General features: G+C 46.9%; 15 protein-coding genes and 1 pseudogene. 13 read left to right on the plus strand and 3 right to left on the minus strand.

The window, feature by feature from the left end; genetic code table 11:
• The first annotated feature begins 25 nt into the window (after positions 1-25).
• Positions 26-385 (plus strand): Asp23/Gls24 family envelope stress response protein, encoded by a 360-nt coding sequence (locus tag ABIA61_RS03650; protein ID WP_404519015.1) that lies wholly within the window; start codon positions 26-28, stop codon positions 383-385.
• 203 nt (positions 386-588) lie between these two features.
• Here ABIA61_RS03650 and ABIA61_RS03655 read toward each other — a convergent pair whose 3' ends face one another.
• Both ABIA61_RS03655 and ABIA61_RS03660 read right to left on the minus strand, forming a co-directional pair.
• Positions 589-2,853 (minus strand): alpha-galactosidase, encoded by a 2,265-nt coding sequence (locus ABIA61_RS03655; RefSeq protein WP_404580302.1) that lies wholly within the window; start codon positions 2,851-2,853, stop codon positions 589-591.
• 86 nt (positions 2,854-2,939) lie between these two features.
• Positions 2,940-3,926 (minus strand): LacI family DNA-binding transcriptional regulator, encoded by a 987-nt coding sequence (locus tag ABIA61_RS03660; protein WP_404580303.1) that lies wholly within the window; start codon positions 3,924-3,926, stop codon positions 2,940-2,942.
• Between the two features lie 166 nt (positions 3,927-4,092).
• On the opposite strand from ABIA61_RS03660, the gene ABIA61_RS03665 reads away from it, so the two are divergent.
• The 5 genes from ABIA61_RS03665 to ABIA61_RS03685 all read left to right on the plus strand — a co-directional run bounded on the left by ABIA61_RS03665 (position 4,093) and on the right by ABIA61_RS03685 (position 10,322).
• Positions 4,093-5,886, plus strand: a complete 1,794-nt coding sequence (locus ABIA61_RS03665; RefSeq protein ID WP_283655934.1) for a sensor histidine kinase — start codon at positions 4,093-4,095, stop codon at positions 5,884-5,886.
• An 8-nt stretch (positions 5,887-5,894) separates the two neighbouring features.
• Complete coding sequence (locus ABIA61_RS03670) at positions 5,895-7,001, plus strand: response regulator transcription factor (protein ID WP_404580304.1); 1,107 nt, start codon at positions 5,895-5,897, stop codon at positions 6,999-7,001.
• Between the two features lie 193 nt (positions 7,002-7,194).
• Positions 7,195-8,496 carry an ABC transporter substrate-binding protein gene (locus ABIA61_RS03675; protein WP_404580305.1) on the plus strand — a complete coding sequence of 434 codons (1,302 nt, stop codon included), beginning with the start codon at positions 7,195-7,197 and terminating at the stop codon, positions 8,494-8,496.
• A 76-nt stretch (positions 8,497-8,572) separates the two neighbouring features.
• Positions 8,573-9,451 (plus strand): carbohydrate ABC transporter permease, encoded by an 879-nt coding sequence (locus ABIA61_RS03680; RefSeq protein ID WP_404519009.1) that lies wholly within the window; start codon positions 8,573-8,575, stop codon positions 9,449-9,451.
• Between the two features lie 28 nt (positions 9,452-9,479).
• Positions 9,480-10,322, plus strand: coding sequence for a carbohydrate ABC transporter permease (locus ABIA61_RS03685; RefSeq protein WP_404580306.1), 843 nt, complete (start codon positions 9,480-9,482; stop codon positions 10,320-10,322).
• A 311-nt stretch (positions 10,323-10,633) separates the two neighbouring features.
• Here ABIA61_RS03685 and ABIA61_RS03690 read toward each other — a convergent pair whose 3' ends face one another.
• Positions 10,634-11,224, minus strand: a complete 591-nt coding sequence (locus ABIA61_RS03690) for a biotin transporter BioY (protein ID WP_404519007.1) — start codon at positions 11,222-11,224, stop codon at positions 10,634-10,636.
• Between the two features lie 83 nt (positions 11,225-11,307).
• Between ABIA61_RS03690 and ABIA61_RS03695 the strand changes: the two genes are divergently transcribed.
• The 7 genes and pseudogenes from ABIA61_RS03695 to ABIA61_RS03725 all read left to right on the plus strand — a co-directional run.
• Positions 11,308-12,192 carry an ATP-binding cassette domain-containing protein gene (locus ABIA61_RS03695; RefSeq protein ID WP_404519006.1) on the plus strand — a complete coding sequence of 295 codons (885 nt, stop codon included), beginning with the start codon at positions 11,308-11,310 and terminating at the stop codon, positions 12,190-12,192.
• On the plus strand, positions 12,177-13,961 hold the full coding sequence (locus ABIA61_RS03700; protein ID WP_404580307.1) for an ATP-binding cassette domain-containing protein: 1,785 nt from the start codon (positions 12,177-12,179) through the stop codon (positions 13,959-13,961). The genes ABIA61_RS03695 and ABIA61_RS03700 overlap by 16 nt, the downstream gene beginning before the upstream one ends.
• 141 nt (positions 13,962-14,102) lie before the next feature.
• Positions 14,103-14,396 carry a hypothetical protein gene (locus ABIA61_RS03705; protein WP_404519004.1) on the plus strand — a complete coding sequence of 98 codons (294 nt, stop codon included), beginning with the start codon at positions 14,103-14,105 and terminating at the stop codon, positions 14,394-14,396.
• A gap of 578 nt (positions 14,397-14,974) precedes the next feature.
• Entirely contained in the window at positions 14,975-15,154 is a 180-nt protein-coding gene (locus ABIA61_RS03710; RefSeq protein WP_404529607.1) for a hypothetical protein, read from the plus strand.
• Positions 15,155-15,296: 142 nt separating this feature from the next.
• Positions 15,297-15,893 carry a DUF1349 domain-containing protein gene (locus ABIA61_RS03715; protein ID WP_404519003.1) on the plus strand — a complete coding sequence of 199 codons (597 nt, stop codon included), beginning with the start codon at positions 15,297-15,299 and terminating at the stop codon, positions 15,891-15,893.
• Between the two features lie 263 nt (positions 15,894-16,156).
• The gene (locus ABIA61_RS03720; RefSeq protein ID WP_404580308.1) at positions 16,157-17,014 is read left to right on the plus strand and encodes a Cof-type HAD-IIB family hydrolase; all 858 of its coding nucleotides are present in this window, start codon (positions 16,157-16,159) and stop codon (positions 17,012-17,014) included.
• A gap of 267 nt (positions 17,015-17,281) precedes the next feature.
• Positions 17,282-17,452: pseudogene (locus ABIA61_RS03725) on the plus strand (spore germination protein); the annotation flags it as partial.
• Between the last annotated feature and the right edge of the window lie 59 nt (positions 17,453-17,511).

Consider the following 17,511-nt stretch of genomic DNA (forward strand, 5'->3'; position numbering starts at 1 on the left):
TGATGGTACCAAAGGAGAACATTGTATGACTGAAAACAAGCAGCATGGTCACATTCAAATATCAGATGATGTTGTATCCCAAATTACTGGTTTGGCGGCATTGAAAACTCCCGGAATATCAGCAATCTACGGAGGGATTTCAAAAGAAGCAATCAAACGTTCGAATAGAAAAAATTTCAAAAAAGGAATTTCAGTGACAGTATGCCCGGATGAAACGATTATTGATCTCAGAGTAGTCGTCGATTACGGATGCTCCATTCATGAGGTGGCCCGAGAGTTACAGAAAAATGTTATGGAGGATATAAATACTATGACAGGATTATCTGCGGTCGTGGTGAACGTCAAGGTGGAGGGAGTTGCTCGCATACAGAATCCCCCGAAGTGAAAGAGCCAATGGTCGTTCCGAAATACATCGAGAAGTTGGCAAGTGATGAGATGGTTCCACGCACTGTGGCAGACAGGGTTTGAAGCAAACGAAAGTGAAGATACCTAAATTATCGGATTAATGATTAAACAAGGCAGACCGGAAAATCGGCCTGCCTTGTTTTAATTTTTTTATCGTCCTATTATCGTCACTGGATACATCCATTATCCGCGGGGGATAGCTTTAAGGCGGAAGGTAGAGCTGACAAAATCTCCTGTCAGATCCGAGACAACAAGCCCAATTTTCATTAAGCGGTCACCTCCAAAGATTTCGCCGCCGAACGCTTCGCGGAAGGGGGAACCACCGTCTTCCGCCAAGGTATTACCCGTATCTGCTGCACCGGTTTCGATCTTATACTTTTTCTCTGGATCAAGTCCTTTTAAAGTTAATCGCAGGATTGGCCCATTGGGCTCAGCCAGTACGCGGAAATAAGCAACAAACGCTTCCGACTGGTCCTCGCTAACGAACATCCAGGCCGTATCGCCTCGGCCTTCAAACGGGCTAAGAAGCCGATACATATTCCCCTGCTGTACAAGGGAGCGAATTTCCTTATACTGGGCGATTTGTTTGGCAGCGAGCTCTTTTTCTTCCTTCGTAAATGCAGTAAGGTCAAGCTCGTAGCCAAAGTTGCCACTCATTGCCACGTCACCGCGTATGGCGAGGGAGGTCATTCGTCCCACCTGGTGGTTCGGTACGCTCGATACGTGTGCTCCCATGGTGCTGGCTGGATACACGATGCTTGTTCCGTACTGGATAGCCAATCTTTCAATCGCATCGGTATCGTCGCTGGTCCATGTTTGCGGCATATAGTAGAGCATTCCGGGATCAAACCGTCCACCTCCTCCAGAGCAGCTTTCGAACAAGATGTCAGGGAACCGGGAGGTCAGGCGTTCCAGCAGATCGTAAAGTCCAAGCATATAACGGTGTGCGGTTTCCTTTTGCCGTTCGCTAGAAGCTGTAGCCGAAGCAATCTCCGTCATATTACGGTTCATGTCCCACTTGACATAAGTAATCGGAGCGATCGAAAAAACGGAGCTGAGCGTATCGTATAAATAATCGCATACTTCCTTGCGGGAGAGATCAAGCACTAACTGGGATCGGCCTTCCGTCCGCCGCCGACCCTCAGCATGCAGGCACCAGTCGGGATGCTTGCGGTACAATTCACTATCAGGAGACACCATTTCCGGCTCTACCCACAAGCCAAACTGTAAACCTTGTTCATTAACCCTTTTGGCTAGGTCGGCAAGACCGCCAGGCAGCTTACGGTGATCCTCAAACCAGTCTCCAAGCGAACTATCGTCGTTGTCGCGTTTGCCAAACCAACCGTCATCCAGAACAAAGAGCTCAATACCGAGGGGCCCGGCTTCCTTAGCAATCGCTTCGATTTTATCGGCGTCGAAGTTGAAATAAGTAGCTTCCCAATTGTTTACGAGAATAGGGCGCTCTTTGTCACGGTAAGCCCCCCGGCACAGACGAGTGCGGTAGAGACGATGATAGGTGCGCGACATGCCTCCAAGACCTTCTTCGGAAAAGACCAGAACGGCTTCAGGGGTCTGGAATGACTGACCCGGTTCAAGTCGCCAGGAGAAGTCAAAGGGATTGATTCCGATACTTACACGGGTCTGGTTGAATTGCTCTACTTCTGCCTGTGCAACGAAGTTGCTGCTGTAGACCAGACTGAAGCCGTATACATCTCCGTGATCTTCAGTTGCATCAGGACGAAGCAGTGCCAGAAAGGGATTCATCTGATGGCTGCTGGAGCCCCGACGGCTCTCTAACCGAATGGCACCGGGTCCGAGGTCGCGGCGCTGGATATGTCTTTCCCGCACCCACGCTCCGGACAGGTAGAGAGCCTGGTAGTTGGAATCGGCGAAATCGACAGAGGCGCTCATTGCATGCTCAATATTCATGACAGCGCTTCCCTTATGCTCAAAAAGAGTAGACCGGGCAATAGCGCTGTGATTCGCAAATACGGTATAGAGCAGTGTAGTCTTAAGACCCGAGTATTTGTCCTCAAGGGTTAGAAAGAGGGTTGCCGCTTCATCATCCGATTCGGTATAGACGGCAGGAAGTCCTTCGAGCTGTGGTTTACCCGCTACAATACGGTAACCACTATATTTTAGCTCCGTAATCCGGGTTCCGTCCGCAAGTGCAGCCTGGTAAGCAGGCTGACGAAAGTCGCTTGTTCCATACTGAGGATATTCCTGGGGAAGCGTATCCAGGGAAATTGTACGATTGGAAGGAACAGGATTGGGAGAAAAGGAGCACCGCTCCCTAAGCTCCAGTATACTTGCCAGACTTTTGTCATGATGAAGTCGGGCTCCCCAATAAACATGTGCGGGATATCCTTCTACAAGCTGGATAATATAGCTGCAATCCTTGGACTGCAGATGGAACAAACCAAGCGTCTCGTCTACATGAATGTTCATGGTATTCACTCCTTGAGGGTTCATCATATTAATTTGTTTTCACGTAAGGATTTTATCAAAAACATTGAGAATTTCACTTGCTGATTTTAGCCGTTTCTGCACGAGCTCTCCCGTATGACAAGCCTAGTCCCGATTACGCTGTGCGAAGGTGGTTCACGTCCCTCAAATCGTTCAGAGAGCAGTTGAACGGCAGCCTTTCCCATCTCTTCGGGGTAGACACGTACGGTGGTGAGCGGAGGCTGTACGAAGGCCGCCATCTCAATGTCGTCGAAGCCGACGACAGCCATATCCTCGGGCACCCGTATTCCATGTCCATGCAGGGCGCGAAGGGCTCCAATGGCCAGCGGGTCGCTTGCAACGAAGCAAGCCGTCGGTCTTTCCTGTTCGGTAAGGAGATTGTTCATCATCAGATATCCATCCGCGGTACTCCATGCGCCTACACGGACGAATTGAGGATTGTACAATCCCTGTTCCCGCATGAACCGTTCAAAATAATGCGCACGTCGCTCTCCGTCGCTTTTGCCGCCGATAAACCCGATTTGTTGGTGGCCAAGCTCGATTAGATGTCCGAGTGCCTGATCAACAGCTTGACGGAAGTGGAGGCGTACAGAATCGTACTCCAGCTGTTCATGATACTGGTCCACAAGGACAATGGAGTTCTTGTCGGGATGCAGCTTGATCACCTCTTCTGGATCGACGCCGCCCACAACAATCAGACCGTCTGTCTTCTGCAAGGTGGAGATGGAAGAGCGGCCCCGCAGAGTCTGTCCCAACGTCAGGCCAAGCTCTTCACAGCGCAGCTCGATTCCACGACGGATCGAGGTGTAATACGGATCGTCCCGTTCTTCTTCAATGGAACACCACAACAGGAGGGAGACCGTCTTTCCAGCACGTTCCGTGTTCTGTTTTAATTGTCTCAGCCGGGAAGGTTTATATCCAAGCTGTTTGGCAATCGAAAAAATTCTGTTTCTGGTGTCCGGGCTCACAGCCAGAGACTGATCGTTATTTAAAACCCTTGAAACTGTTGCGGCAGACACTCCCGCTTCGTGGGCAATGTCTTTTATTGTTGCCAAAGAGCTCACACCTTTTTAGTTAATAATTTTACTAAAAATCAACTTCATCCTAACACATCCCCTTTATACTTTCAAGATGGCTGTTGAATTTACTTTTAATCTACTACTGTGCAGATTAGTTGTGTTAACATGATGAATATTCTCTTGATGACGGAGGGGTTTCAAATTGAATATTCTGTCACTAGCTCGAAAATGGTTTGGTCGGCTTCGATTCAAAAGCAAGGTTATTACGGTATTTCTTCCGCTAATCATTGTTTCTCTCCTCATTCTTGGACTGTTATCTAACCAACTCTTCAGTCGTTCTTTGATAGACCGAACCACCAGCAACGTGGTGGACGAGTCTCAGCTTATCCTGTCTCGGACCGATTACATATTCAGCAGTGTGGAAACGGCGGCCAATATTATGGTTACGAATATTAACCGGATGTATGATTCATACGGTGCCAAACCTGATACTGCCATGGAGCGTATTCAGTTTGGAAACCTGATGCAGAGCCGCCTATCCATTGACTTGTCAATCTTTCGTGAGGTGGATGCCGCTGTATTCATTGATAATAAAGGGACAATTTTCGCCTCTTACACCCAGAGTGGGGATGAGAGCAAAGCTTATAGCATGATTAAGCAGGTAAGGGAATCCAAAAGTTATGGACAGGCACTCTGGTTTGATATGGAGAGGAGAGATTTCCTAACACCAGATCCGAACCTCCCGGTTTTGACGCTGGGGAAGACGGTCATTAATATAGACACCGGCGAACCGTATGGAACGCTTTTTCTGCTAGTGAAGGAAGAAGGTCTGTCCGCTTTTTTTCGTTCCAGTGATCCGGATGTGCCCAAATCCTATTATTTTTTGAATAACGGAACTCGCGTGGTCGTGGCAAAAGACAATGAGAGGCTGATGAATCCGGTGAATCCACATCTGGCTGAGGCCATTCAACGTTGCACGCCTGATATGTCCCAAGAAACGTGCTCTTTTGAGGATGAGGGCAATCTGGTAACGGTCATTGATTATGACCGGATGGATTGGAAGCTGGTCAATATTGTATCTCTCAGCCTGCTTACGGCTGATGTCCGGCAAAATGTTAGGCTGTCGCTTTTAATCGGCGTATTATGCCTTGTTTTTTCCTGGCTGGGCGCCAGCTTTCTGTCCAGAATGGTTGTTAGTCCTCTCGAACAACTGACTAAGGCAATGCGAAAAGTAGTAACCGGTGATTTGCAACCGGTTGCGACAGTCCGCACTGAGGATGAAATCGGTACCATTGCTGAAGCGTTTAACTTTATGGTAAGACGGGTCCGGGAGCTACTGGATGAGGTGAGGCAGGAACAGAACCGTAAGCGTGAATATGAGCTTGCACTGATGAGCGCCCAAATTAAACCGCATTTTCTGTACAACACTTTGGATACCATTTACGCGCTCAATGAGTTGGACCGTAATGATGAGGCTAGAGATACTACAAAGGCGCTGGCAGATTTTTATCGTATGGTGCTGAATAAGGGACGGGAGCTCATTATTCTAGAGAAGGAAGCTCAGATTACTGATGATTACCTGACGATTCTGCAAATCCGTTATCCCGATGTGTTTCGCTATGAGGTGGATATTCCACCAGAACTTGCGGGTACACCGATTCCGAAGCTCTCGCTCCAGCCGCTTGTCGAGAATTCGATTTACCATGGTCTTAAGAAGAAAGAAACCAAAGGTTTTATCCGCATTTATGCCTTTAAACAGGGCGATAAAGTGGTCGTTCGAGTGGAGGATAACGGTGTGGGGATGGACGAAATCCAGGTTCAGACCATTATGTCCAGACATTTACCGGAAGAAGGAATACGGTCAATTGGCACCTACAGCGTTCAGCAGCGACTGAGTCTGTACTTCGGTGAGGAGTATGGGATATCGGTGCAGAGTGTTCCCGGAGAAGGAACCATTGTTGACCTTTCGCTGCCGACGCTGCCAAAAGGGGAGTGAGCACAAAGATGTATAAAGTGATGATTGTCGATGATGAGCCGCTGTTCCGGGACTTTCTGCGAATTAAGATAGACTGGAAAAGTCACGGATTTCGGGTTTGCTGTGAGGCAAGGAATGGGCGGGAAGCGCTTCAGGAAGCCGAGCGGCACCAGCCTCATCTCGCCCTCGTTGATATCAATATGCCCTTCATTGACGGAATAGAGTTAGCCGAGAGGTTGAAAGTCAAGTTCGAACGCATCGTTATTGTATTCATTTCCGGACATAACGAATTTGAATATCTACAGAAGGCGGTTCGAACCGGAGTGCAGGATTATTTGCTGAAGCCGTTCAATGCAGAAGAAATGATCTTGATGCTGGATCGTATCAAGCCGAAATTACCGGAGCTTCCGCGGGAAAGCGAAACCGGAGAGTGGAGGGATCATAGTGGTGAAGCGTTGCATAGTAGAGCATGTATGCCTGATTTGGGCCACCTGCGCGATGCGGTCGTGCTTGACCTCCGTATGAAAGACAGTGAAACGTTAGAGGAGGTCCGCAAGGCAATCCGTCAGCTAAGCGTATGCAAGTGGGGAGATGAGTACGCCGATGCCATGCTTATGGGGATTGTATCTCTTGCACTTTCCTTTGCAAGTGAACGCGGCATTTCTTATGATCGATTATGGGAGAACGGAGGAGACAAATCTCCTTACGACCGACTGCGGGAGTTAGATTCCTGGGAGGCTGCTGAAGGGTGGATGCTCACCCTCTACCGCAGGCTGATCCAGTTGATGGAGGATATGCGCCCTACGAAGGCTTCCAATCTCTTTGCTGCGGCGATCGCCTATATCGAGGAACATTATGCAGGCACAGAACTGTCCGCTGAGCAGGTTTCGGGCGGGGTATTCGTCGATCCCAGCTATTTGCGGCGCATCTTCCGCAAAGAGTCCGGCTTCTCCATAGTGGATCATATCACACACATACGGATGAAGAAGGCCAAGGAACTCTTGCTGAACGGAAATAGGAAGCTGTCGGAAATCGCTGAAAGTGTCGGATACAGCGACCCCAATTATTTCAGCAAGTGTTTCAAAAAACGCTTTGGCATGACGCCGACTGAATATGAACAACTCAAAAAAAGGTAGCTGCCCCACGAGGCAGGACAATCCAATTTACAGACAATCGGTTCTCCTTATGGGAGGGCCGATCGCTCTTTTGTCCCGTTTTTTACTGATAAGGCCCGTTTTATTCCTTAAAGAAGAAAAGAGGCAGGAGTATACTTTAGCCATGCGAATGAAAGCGCAATCAACAAGAAACACATGAGGGGGATATAAACAAATGAAAAAAACTTACAAACGTTGGAGTGCAGCATTGCTAGTGCTTACCATGTCCGTTGGATTGGCCGCTTGTGGCGGGGATAACTCAAACTCCTCTGAGGCGAAGGCGGGAGACGGAACGATCAAATTGAAGGTATATGCGCAGCATTTCGATGACGATACCGCAAAGCCGTTCGATTATGCAGTGGAAGAACTCAAAAAGGAAATGCCAAACGTCGAGATTGAACTGGATTCTGCTGTTCAGGACGGATACCAGAAGCTGAAGACTTATGCGGCGACGGGAAACATGCCGGATATCTATTTCACGGATTGGCCGACCCTGCAAACTTTGGCGAAATCGAAAAATGTCGAGGTGCTGGACAACTATGACACAACGGCCCGATTCAAGGAGAATCTTAACCCAGGTGTTGAATCGCGTTTAGTAGCTCCAGACAATCATGTGTATGCTTATCCGGATACCGGCATTGAATTCCAGCTTCTCTATTACAATAAGTCGATTTTCGAGAAGGTCGGAATCAAAACGCCAATTAAGACGATAGAGCAGATGGCCGAAGCATCGAAAAAGTTGGAAGCTGCTGGTTATGTGCCCATGTCGATCTTTGCCAAGGAGAAGTGGATTACGACCGCTTTTTATAATGGGTTGGTCACAAGAGAGCAGCCACAAGGATTCGGAGCACTTGATCAGGAAGGTGTAAAAGCCTTGCCGGAAGCGTACGTAACAGCGGCACAACAGATGAAGCAATTGCAGGAAGCCGGATTGTTCGACGCGAACGCCACGAATACCAATTATGACCAGGCATCGTCCCTGTTCTATCAGGGCAAAGCTGCCATGTTCGTGAACGGACAATGGGAAATTTACAGCTCACAGGAAAAGCTGGGCGACCAGGTTGACTGGATGTATTGGCCTGCAAAGGATGAAGAAACCTACGAGAAGTCCAAATACTTCATCGATGGCGCGGGGGCGCCGCAGGGTTATGCAGTATCGCCGAGTAGCAAGAGTAAGGAAACGGCCGTAAAGGTAGCAGCATTCCTTGCAACAAAATCAGCCGAGTACAGATATACCCAACTCGGAAGTCCCATCATTTCGCCTAAGGTCGATAAGCAAATCGCCTCCAATGTTCCAGCAATGATGCAGCGGGTCGCCAAAGAGTTGCTGCCAAACGCCCAGAAATATGCTCAGCTTCTGAGTAATACTAAAATTCAGAACGTAATCAATGACAATACCCAGAATCTGTTAGTGAACGACTTCTCGGCAGAGGATTTTGTGAACAATTTGAACAGTACATTGGAGAAAGAAAACTGATAATCCAGGGACAAGCAACCCTTGGCGGCATAAGTCGCTAGGGGGCTGTTCCGAAGATAAGGGGTGGAAGCAAGACATGAATAAATATTTGGGGAACAAACCGGCGCTGGCACTGTTTCTGCTCCCTGCTTTGATCCTGTACAGTGTGATCCTGATTTATCCGGTTCTGCAGACCGTTCTTCGTAGCTTTTATGATTGGGATGGCCTTAGTACGCCGACCTTTTCGGGATTGAGTAATTACCGGGAGCTGTTCTCCGATCCTCTACTTGCCAATTCGCTTAAGAACGGATTGATCTTTGCAATTGTGCTGGCGGTCTTTCAGATCGGATTGGGAACTCTATTGGCGCTGATCTGTGCGGACCCGCGTACGCGCGGGCGGAAAATACTGAAAACGGCTTATTTTATCCCGGTGGTTCTATCTGTAACCGTGGTATGCCAGCTGTGGATCGCAATCTACGACCCGACCCACGGTCTGATCAACCGGCTGTTCGATCTCTTGAATATCCCGTATCAGCAAAATTGGCTGAGCTCTCCGACAGCATCGATCATTGCCATCGCCTTCGTTAACGCCTGGCAGTTTATGGGGTATCAATTCTCCCTGCTATATGCAGGGGTAAAATCAGTACCTGAGGACTACTTTGAAGCCGCGACGATTGACGGTTGCAGTAAATGGAGGGCGCACCTCCATGTCACCCTTCCTTTGATGAGGGAAACGTACAAATTCTGCTTTATTATTGCGATTACCTCCGGAATAGGGGCCTTTGTACAGATGCTAATTATGACAAACGGAGGACCTGGTACTACAAACTATACATTGACTTTCATGATTTACCGCTATGCCTTTATGGAGAGCAACTATGGCTATGCATGTGCGGTATCCGTGTTGCTTGTGCTGATCTCGCTGCTGGCAACTGTAGTTATCAATAAGGTGTTCAACCGCGGACAAACCGCCTGATAAGGCGTGTATTGAAAAGGAGAACGAAATGAGTAAAACCGCTTTGGGCAAGTTCAGACAAGCTGTCCTGCAGATACCGCTGTGGCTGTATCTGATTGTTTCCGTCTATCCGTTGTTCTGGATGGTTTCCTACTCATTGAAGAACAATGATGAGATTTTCGTCACCAACCCATTCGGACTACCAATGCATTTTCGCTACGAAAATTATATCAATGCCTGGACGCAATTTAATGTTCCCCGTTACTTTCTGAACAGTCTTGTCGTATCGATGATCTCGACTCTGTTCATCCTTTTGCTGGCTCTGATGTTTGCCTTTGCAGTTGCTCGTATGAGGTGGAGGTTTCGTTCTGCCGTACGGACTTATATGATCATAGGAATGTTTATGCCGCTGCAGGTTATCATGATACCACTGGCCATTCTGGTTCGCGATTTTCACCTTACGAATACGTATGGAGCTCTTATTCTTCCCTATATCGCAATTGGACTACCTTTCTCGTCAATGGTTTTCTTTGGTTTTCTTGTAGGAATCCCTAAGGAAATCGAAGAGGCGGCATGCATAGATGGAGCTAGTATTTATAGCCTGTTCCTGAAGATCATTTTGCCGCTTGCCTTGCCTGCAATTGCGACTGTAGCCATTTTTCAGTTCTTGAACAACTGGAATGAGTTCACTTTGGCCTATATTCTGATTTCTGATGAGAACATGAAGACCTTGCCGCTAGGCTTGCTTTTGTTTCAGGGCTCCTACAGCACGGATTGGGGGGCCATGGGGGCTGTTATGACTATAGCTTCCCTGCCGATGGTACTTGTCTATCTATTCTTGAGCGAACAAGTGGAGCGGGCGATGACAGTAGGTTCCGCCGTGAAAGGATAAAAGGAATTTGTGCGCAGACTGCCTGGGCTTGAGGATCAGAAAAAGATTATGATGAAAATATACATGTGATCGTGGGCGATTGATAAAAAATTATATCATTAGCGGAAAAGGACAAGAACATGTATTCATAGCCCATTAGAAGGATTAACTAAAAAAAGAATCATGGATGTGCTAAAGACCAAACACTTGTTGCTTGGTCTTTAGCACATCCACCAATGAGCAGACCTAAGCGGAAGCGGATCCGGCCCATACTGCGCAAGCAAAGACGCCGTTCGTATGCTGACCAAGACGCGGGATCAGGTTGAAAGCCCTTAGGAATCTGCTTGTACAACCGACGAATTCATGTGGCCTGTCAGTCGTTGTGGAGGGAAAACCGTTCGCACTGGTGCAATGATAATAGCAGCGAACAAGACTTTGACCAGATCCCCGATAATGTAAGGATAGAAACCCTGAATCATGGCTTCGGAGAATGACATTTTATAGGCATAGGCAAGCCAGGGCACACCTGAAACATAGATCAGCATTGAACCGAACAGCTCAAATGCGATAAATGCCAGGAAGTAACCGAAGAAGCCTTTCAGTTTGATTCGAGCGAGCAGCCATCCAATCAGGAGAGCGGATATGGGCCACATCATGACGTATCCTCCTGTAGGACCCAGAAGAACGGCCAGCCCTCCGGTTCCATGCAGAAGAGGGAAGCCAAGTGCAGTCAAAATAACGACCAGGGCAATACTTAGAAAACCGTACAATGGGCCCAGCAATCCTCCAGCCAGCATCACGGCAAGAGTTTGCAATGTAATCGGGACAGGTGAGAAACCGATCGGAATGCTTATGTAACCGAAAAGGACAAGTATGGCTGCCATGAGTGCGCTAAATACAATACCTCGCAAAGATAATTTCATGTTTGAACATTCCTTTCGATTTTGGTAGTCTTATTGTTAACCAAATAAATATAATTAGGTTAACGATTTGGATCGTACCACAAATGAATCAAAAGGGAAAGGACCAATTTGCGATGCAAGACGTTATGCCATTAATCACGCTGGAGAATGCTCGTGTTCATTATGAATCAGAGTCTGGACGTGTTCGTAAGGCGGTTGATGGAGTTTCCCTGAAACTGCATGCAGGAGAATGGATCAGTGTTGTAGGAGCCAATGGAAGTGGCAAAAGTACGCTGGTCGGGCTGTTGATTGGGTTCACTCCGTTATCCGGTGGAGCAAGGCAGGCTTCTTCAGCACTTGTCGTTCGTGGAGTCCTGCAGCAGCCTGATGCGCAGGTGCTCGGTGACACCATTGAAGAGGAATTTCATTTCGCCTTATCGCCATTGCTTGGAACCGTAGACGAACAATTACGGCGTAGAGAACACGCATTACATACCGTAGGGCTTGACTTCCCGCCGGGAGCGGCAATCTCACAGCTTTCTGGAGGGCAAAAACAATTGCTCAACATTGCGGTAGCGCTGGCTGCCAAACCGGACGTACTCATTCTGGACGAACCAACAGCCATGCTGGATCCCGGAGCGAGAGAACGAATGGAAGCCATTGTGCATGCCGTTGTCCGCGAGGGGACGGCGGTAATCTGGATTACGCATCATCTGGAAGAAGCCACCTTGTGTGATCGAATCATGGCTATGGAACGAGGACGTTGTGTGTATGACGGAGTGCCTTCGTTCTTCTTTTATGGACGTGAAAAGGAGGTGACCGCTGCCAAAGAAGATGAGCAGCGATCACCTTGTGAGCGACTTGGGCTTGATCCACCTTTCACTGTGCAAACGGCGCTCCTGCTGAAGCAGCAAGGCATGCTCCGTCATGCCACCCCACTGCGACCTGAGCAGCTGGTTAAGGAGGTAGCCTGTTGCATATCGAATTGAATCATTTAAGTGTAGCAGCGCCGGAACCCCATAAACGTGCACTGCTTCAAGATGTGTCCGTTACAATGAACAGTGGGGAAATCACTCTGCTGGTGGGTTGCACAGGGTCGGGAAAAACTACGCTGCTGCAAACGATAGCTGGCCTAAAACCACCAAATGCAGGGAGTATTCTGCTGGATGATGAGCCCTTCTGGCAAAACGGAAAAGTGCCGCAGTCTATTCTTTTGCGGATGGGGCTGGTATTTCAATTCCCGGAGCAACAACTGTTTGCCCGCAACGTTCAGCGTGAATTCGCGTATTCTCTGCGTCCATATCGAATTACCGAGGAGCAAAAGAAACGCCAAATTTCCAGTACCCTTGAACAGTGGGATCCGCCAGCAGGCAAAGAGTCGGAGCGGCGGTTCACTCTGGACAGATCGCCATTTGCACTAAGCGGAGGAGAACGGAGAAGACTTGGCCTTGCATTGGGAACCGCTGTCGAGCCGTATTGGCTGCTTCTGGATGAACCCAGCGCCGGATTGGAAGCGCAAAGTGTAGTGCTTCTGCTCAAAGCGCTGGATCAGCATCGGCATGCAGGTGGGGGAGCCGTTGTGGCTACGCACGACTTGGATACGTTTTTGCCGCGTGCGGATCGGGTTCTTTTGCTTCGGGAAGGGTGTTTGATTGCTGATCTGACACCCAAAGAAATCCATTCACGGCCAGACCTGCTGGAGCAGGCTGGGCTTGGGCTGCCACCTTCCATGCGACTGGCACAGCAATTCGCTGTGGCAGGTATTGAGCTGCCTTTTACCGCATTGACGCCGGAGGAGATGGCTGAGCATATCGTTTTTTCCAGGTTACATGGATGGGATGTGGTGCAGGAGCTCAAGCCGGATGATGAGCTGCGTGCAGCAGAAAAGATTGAACGGGAAAAGGTGCACACCAATGAATCGGCAACTTCTGCACTGGCTCAAGGTAATGAAGCCGCAGAAATTACTAATCTGGCATCAGCGGACAGCCAGGCAGTTTCAAGCATCGGATTGTACGGTGCCATGGACCCGCGTCTTAAATGGATTTTGTATATTTTGCTCGTGACTGCGTCGATGCTTCAACATCGCTGGCTGGGACTGTCACTCACATTGGTGCCGGTAGCGCTGGCACTAGCTGCTCTGCCTCGACAAGCTCTGGCTGGCTGCGTGAAGTTAATGAAGCCGCTATTGTTGTTTTTTCTCATATCTACGGCTTTGTCAGGAACAACCCTTTCAACAGAAAGGGGCGGTCTCCAGTTCGGTTTCTCCCTGATGCAGGCGGAGGCTACATTGCTGAATGTGTATCGTTTGTTAATTGTCACCTTGGCCAGTCTCTGGTTTTCGCTGACTACGCCTTATGGACGCATGGTGGAAGGATTGAATTGGGTGCTTGGTGTTGGCAAAAAATTGAGGCTTCCCGTTACCTCGTTTGCACTTGCCGTATCGTTAATCTTTCGGTTCATCCCGATGATCTGGAATGAATGGCAGCGATTCTCGCTGATTGTCCGGGCACGCGGCAAAGCTGCGCTACGACCGAACACGGTGCGGGTGCGGGATCTTGGACCGATGGTGATTCCCTTGCTGATGTCGCTGTTTCAGCGTGCGGAGGACATGACGATCGCGATGGAAATGCGGAAAGTTAGAGAGCATTCCCTGCTTGGAGCACGTTCCGTCTTGCTGGTATGGTCCAAGCGGGATACAATGATCTGTATCATAGGCCTTATTGTTTTTGCATTATTTATATCAATTCGGAACCTCTAAAGTAGAAAATTATTGCAACAGAACCAAACCTGAATCAGAGCCTGAAACGCAGTGCTTTTCAAACATCATGCATACATGAATTCGTTTTCGCTCAAAATAAGCCTGCTTTGATCATCTCAAAGCGGATAGGGAGGGGCAACGATGAAGGATAAATTTTTGCAGGAAGAAAGGCAAGAGTATACCGATGTATCTACGGTGGAGTCTCAGCGAAATGATCTGGTTCTCGAAGAGTTCCCTGAAGGTCCTTACGGTTCAGCTCTGACGTCTGAATCTCTTGGAAAAAGCTCGCCGTGGCGAGTAGATCAGAGAACCGCGCATCGTTTTGATTATGAAAATCATGAGTTGCATGAGGAGGAAGTTCGGGATTATCCCGGCCAGGACGTTTATGACGAATCTGTTCCCAATAACGTGACCAAACCTCAATACCCAGAATGATTAGTCATGATATGATGTTATAAAATAGATGATAGCCTCCGGCAGGATAATTTTGCCGGGGCTATTTTTAGTTACGATGTTCGAAAACAAACTTTTGCAAATTCCACAATATTGGCTATCATAAGCGCAACCAAAGACGAGTTTATCGAAAAGGAGGGAATTGCATGAATCCCATTTTAAATCAAATTGGTACTGTGAGATATTGGGGTTGCCTTCCGATGGAGGGATTTTATTTGGACATTTGTACATCGTTCCGATGAATGGAACACGTATTGTGCTGGACAGCATAATCTATGCTGAGAATCATAGATACTCATAATATAGAAGAAGCCTATGCATTTATGCAATCTAAAAATGTAAAACATAACGACAGTCATAGTAATACTCAGGCTGTACGGAGTCGCGTCGATACTGTGTTGAAATCGCACAAGTGTTGTTTATTAATGCAATCGCTTACATTTTATAAACATCCGTTCTGTAAAAGGAGGGTATGTCATATGATCACATGTTAGAACCCCAGGAAGTGAAGCTTTGGAATACCAAAGCTGGCCATCATCTAGCGTAAAGGAGAGAGCTCTATGTTAACTGTTATGAAAGAACGCACATGGTTATTGAAAACATGCGAGTCAGTATTCATCGTATTTCTTACAGAAATGATTCTGTGCGGCATTCTAAGCCCAAATACAGCGAGTGCAGCAACAAGTATTTATACAATCTCGGCTTTTATCAATAGCAGCGAGTCCAATCTGTATAATTAAGTTATTACGAACTAATAAATCGTCCCTTCATTTCCTTATTATTATATGAGCCAGCACTTATATTATATTTATAAGCGAAATGGATGTAAGTATAATGACATTATATTTATACAGATTAATTCAAATGGGGGAATGTATTCATATGAGTTATAATTTGTTTCAACCTGAGATAAGAGAAAATTTGAAGTGGATGAATGAACCCGAGCACTGGGAATACACCAAAGAAGATGGATTGATCATTGATGCACCGGCTAAAGTTGATTTTTTCAAGGATCCTGGAGGAAAGCATGTAGCCCATTCGGCTCCTTTCCTACATCTCCAGGTTGATACGTCATTTCAGCTTACGACACAGCTTCAGGTAGACATGCGTCATCTTTATGATTCAGGGTGCTTAATGTTGATGGCGGACGAGAACAATTGGGCTAAACTATGTTATGAATTTAACGGTGATTATGCTACGATTGTGTCTGTTGTAACAAAGAATGGCTCCTCCGATGATTGTAATTCTGAGCGCGTTGTGGTTGATAACCCACATTTAAGAATCACGAAAATTGGGAGCATTATTTCTTTTTACTATTCGACCGATGGTGAGGATTGGAAATTAGTCCGCTACTTTGGAATGGAAATTTCTGATCAGTTTATAGCAGGTGCACTGGCCCAGTCACCGATGGGATCAGGTTGCAGGGTCAATTTTAAATATTTAAACTTAACGATTCCCAATGAGGATAGCAGGTTTTAGGCATAAAAGAAGTCGCCATTTTGGCGGCTTTTTTTGTTTTAACGATATAAGTTTCTTCTCCGAGTCTCAGGAAAGAGCTTCATTTACTAGAAGTTGTCGAGCAGCCAGGTTTAAAGTACCAAAGAACATAATGATGATCCTGTTCGGAGATCAAAAAAAGATTTGACATGTAATGCGTTACACAAATTACAGTGTAATTGTAGAACATAACGACAATCATCTCATAAAACATCATTCGTTTAAACAAGGGAGACAGCATACTAATGGATAGAAATACTCAAAAAATTGTATTTATCGACATTGATGGGACACTTGTCGGTGATGACGGTATAGTGCCTGAATCGGCACAAAAAGCCTGCAAAATAGCACGCGAGAATGGTCATCTGCTTTATCTGTGTACAGGTCGTTCGAAAGCTGAAATCTACGACGCTATTTGGAATATCGGATTTGATGGTCTCATTGGAGCAGGAGGGGGATATGTAGAATCCGGAGATGAGATTCTTTATCATAAAAAAGTCACGCCTGAGGATGTTCGGCAAATGGTGGATTTCTTTAATACACATGGAATTGATTTTTATCTGGAGTCCAATTCGGCGCTCTATGCTAGCCAGAAATTAAGACCTCATCTGGAGAGGCGGATCTATGGAGATGTTGAGAACGACCCTGTGGCCAGAGAAAAAATGGAGTGTTCCCCCCACCCATTTATCGCGGGTTTGACATATGGAGAGACTGATTTGTATAAAGACGATGTCAATAAGGTTTGCTTTCTGGAAAGTGATGTACCCTTTGAACGCATCAAGGAAGAATTCCAGGGGAAATTTGAGGTCATCCAGTGCACTGTTCCGATCTTTGGTAAGGACAGTGGGGAAATGATGATTCCTGGTATTCACAAGGCAATCGCCATTGCTGATTTGCTGAATCATTTGGGCCTGTCCCAGGAACAGACGATTGCCATTGGAGATGGGATGAACGATGCTGAGATGCTCGAATATTGCGCCCTAGGCATTGCTATGGGTAATGCAAAGCCGGGTTTGATGGAAATTGCAGATGATATTACTGACAACGTTGAGGAAGATGGATTGTATAAAAGCTTTGTAAAATTCGGTTTGATATTTGAATAATAACCGTGTTTGCCTCTTTGCAAGCGAAGATTATGCAAATTTGGGATATGGACAGGCGCCTATACTCCATAATTGATAGTCATTTATGTACAATCAAAATATAGAATATAATGTAATATTTGGTGTATGTCGATCAGACCCTTCATAAAAAGGAGGAGTTAGCCTATGATCAAAAACATAATGAATTGGGAGACAGACAAGTGAATTAGGAATTAAGCGCATATTTTGTTCCATGAAGCTTGAGGACTTGTCCTCAAGCTTTTTTAGTATCCTCCTTTTCCTCAGGTGCGCTACACCGAACGGCCAGATACCGCTGTGGCTGCTCTGCTGGATGGAAAGATTATCGTAATGGTAAATGGAACTCCAACAATATTGATATGTCCGGGAATTTTTTTTGAATTCCTCGCGTCCAGTGAGGACTACTATCAGCAAACAATCATCATGATATTTATATTGACAAATTTATTTTCGCGATTTTTTAAAGTGAAAAATTACTG

It is taken from the genome of Paenibacillus sp. RC21, from assembly GCF_044907935.1.
GTDB lineage: Bacteria > Bacillota > Bacilli > Paenibacillales > Paenibacillaceae > Paenibacillus > Paenibacillus terrae_A.

What these genes read in the sequence shown, in the direction of transcription:
- ABIA61_RS03705 (WP_404519004.1), top strand. Translation starts at nt 14,103, where the DNA reads ATGAAGGATAAATTTTTGCAGGAAGAAAGGCAAGAGTATACCGATGTA.
- ABIA61_RS03685 (WP_404580306.1), top strand. Translation starts at nt 9,480, where the DNA reads ATGAGTAAAACCGCTTTGGGCAAGTTCAGACAAGCTGTCCTGCAGATA.
- ABIA61_RS03715 (WP_404519003.1), top strand. Translation starts at nt 15,297, where the DNA reads ATGAGTTATAATTTGTTTCAACCTGAGATAAGAGAAAATTTGAAGTGG.
- ABIA61_RS03655 (WP_404580302.1), bottom strand. Translation starts at nt 2,853, where the DNA reads ATGAACATTCATGTAGACGAGACGCTTGGTTTGTTCCATCTGCAGTCC.
- ABIA61_RS03710 (WP_404529607.1), top strand. Translation starts at nt 14,975, where the DNA reads ATGTTAACTGTTATGAAAGAACGCACATGGTTATTGAAAACATGCGAG.
- ABIA61_RS03650 (WP_404519015.1), top strand. Translation starts at nt 26, where the DNA reads ATGACTGAAAACAAGCAGCATGGTCACATTCAAATATCAGATGATGTT.
- ABIA61_RS03695 (WP_404519006.1), top strand. Translation starts at nt 11,308, where the DNA reads ATGAATCAAAAGGGAAAGGACCAATTTGCGATGCAAGACGTTATGCCA.
- ABIA61_RS03680 (WP_404519009.1), top strand. Translation starts at nt 8,573, where the DNA reads ATGAATAAATATTTGGGGAACAAACCGGCGCTGGCACTGTTTCTGCTC.
- ABIA61_RS03690 (WP_404519007.1), bottom strand. Translation starts at nt 11,224, where the DNA reads ATGAAATTATCTTTGCGAGGTATTGTATTTAGCGCACTCATGGCAGCC.
- ABIA61_RS03720 (WP_404580308.1), top strand. Translation starts at nt 16,157, where the DNA reads ATGGATAGAAATACTCAAAAAATTGTATTTATCGACATTGATGGGACA.
- ABIA61_RS03675 (WP_404580305.1), top strand. Translation starts at nt 7,195, where the DNA reads ATGAAAAAAACTTACAAACGTTGGAGTGCAGCATTGCTAGTGCTTACC.
- ABIA61_RS03670 (WP_404580304.1), top strand. Translation starts at nt 5,895, where the DNA reads ATGTATAAAGTGATGATTGTCGATGATGAGCCGCTGTTCCGGGACTTT.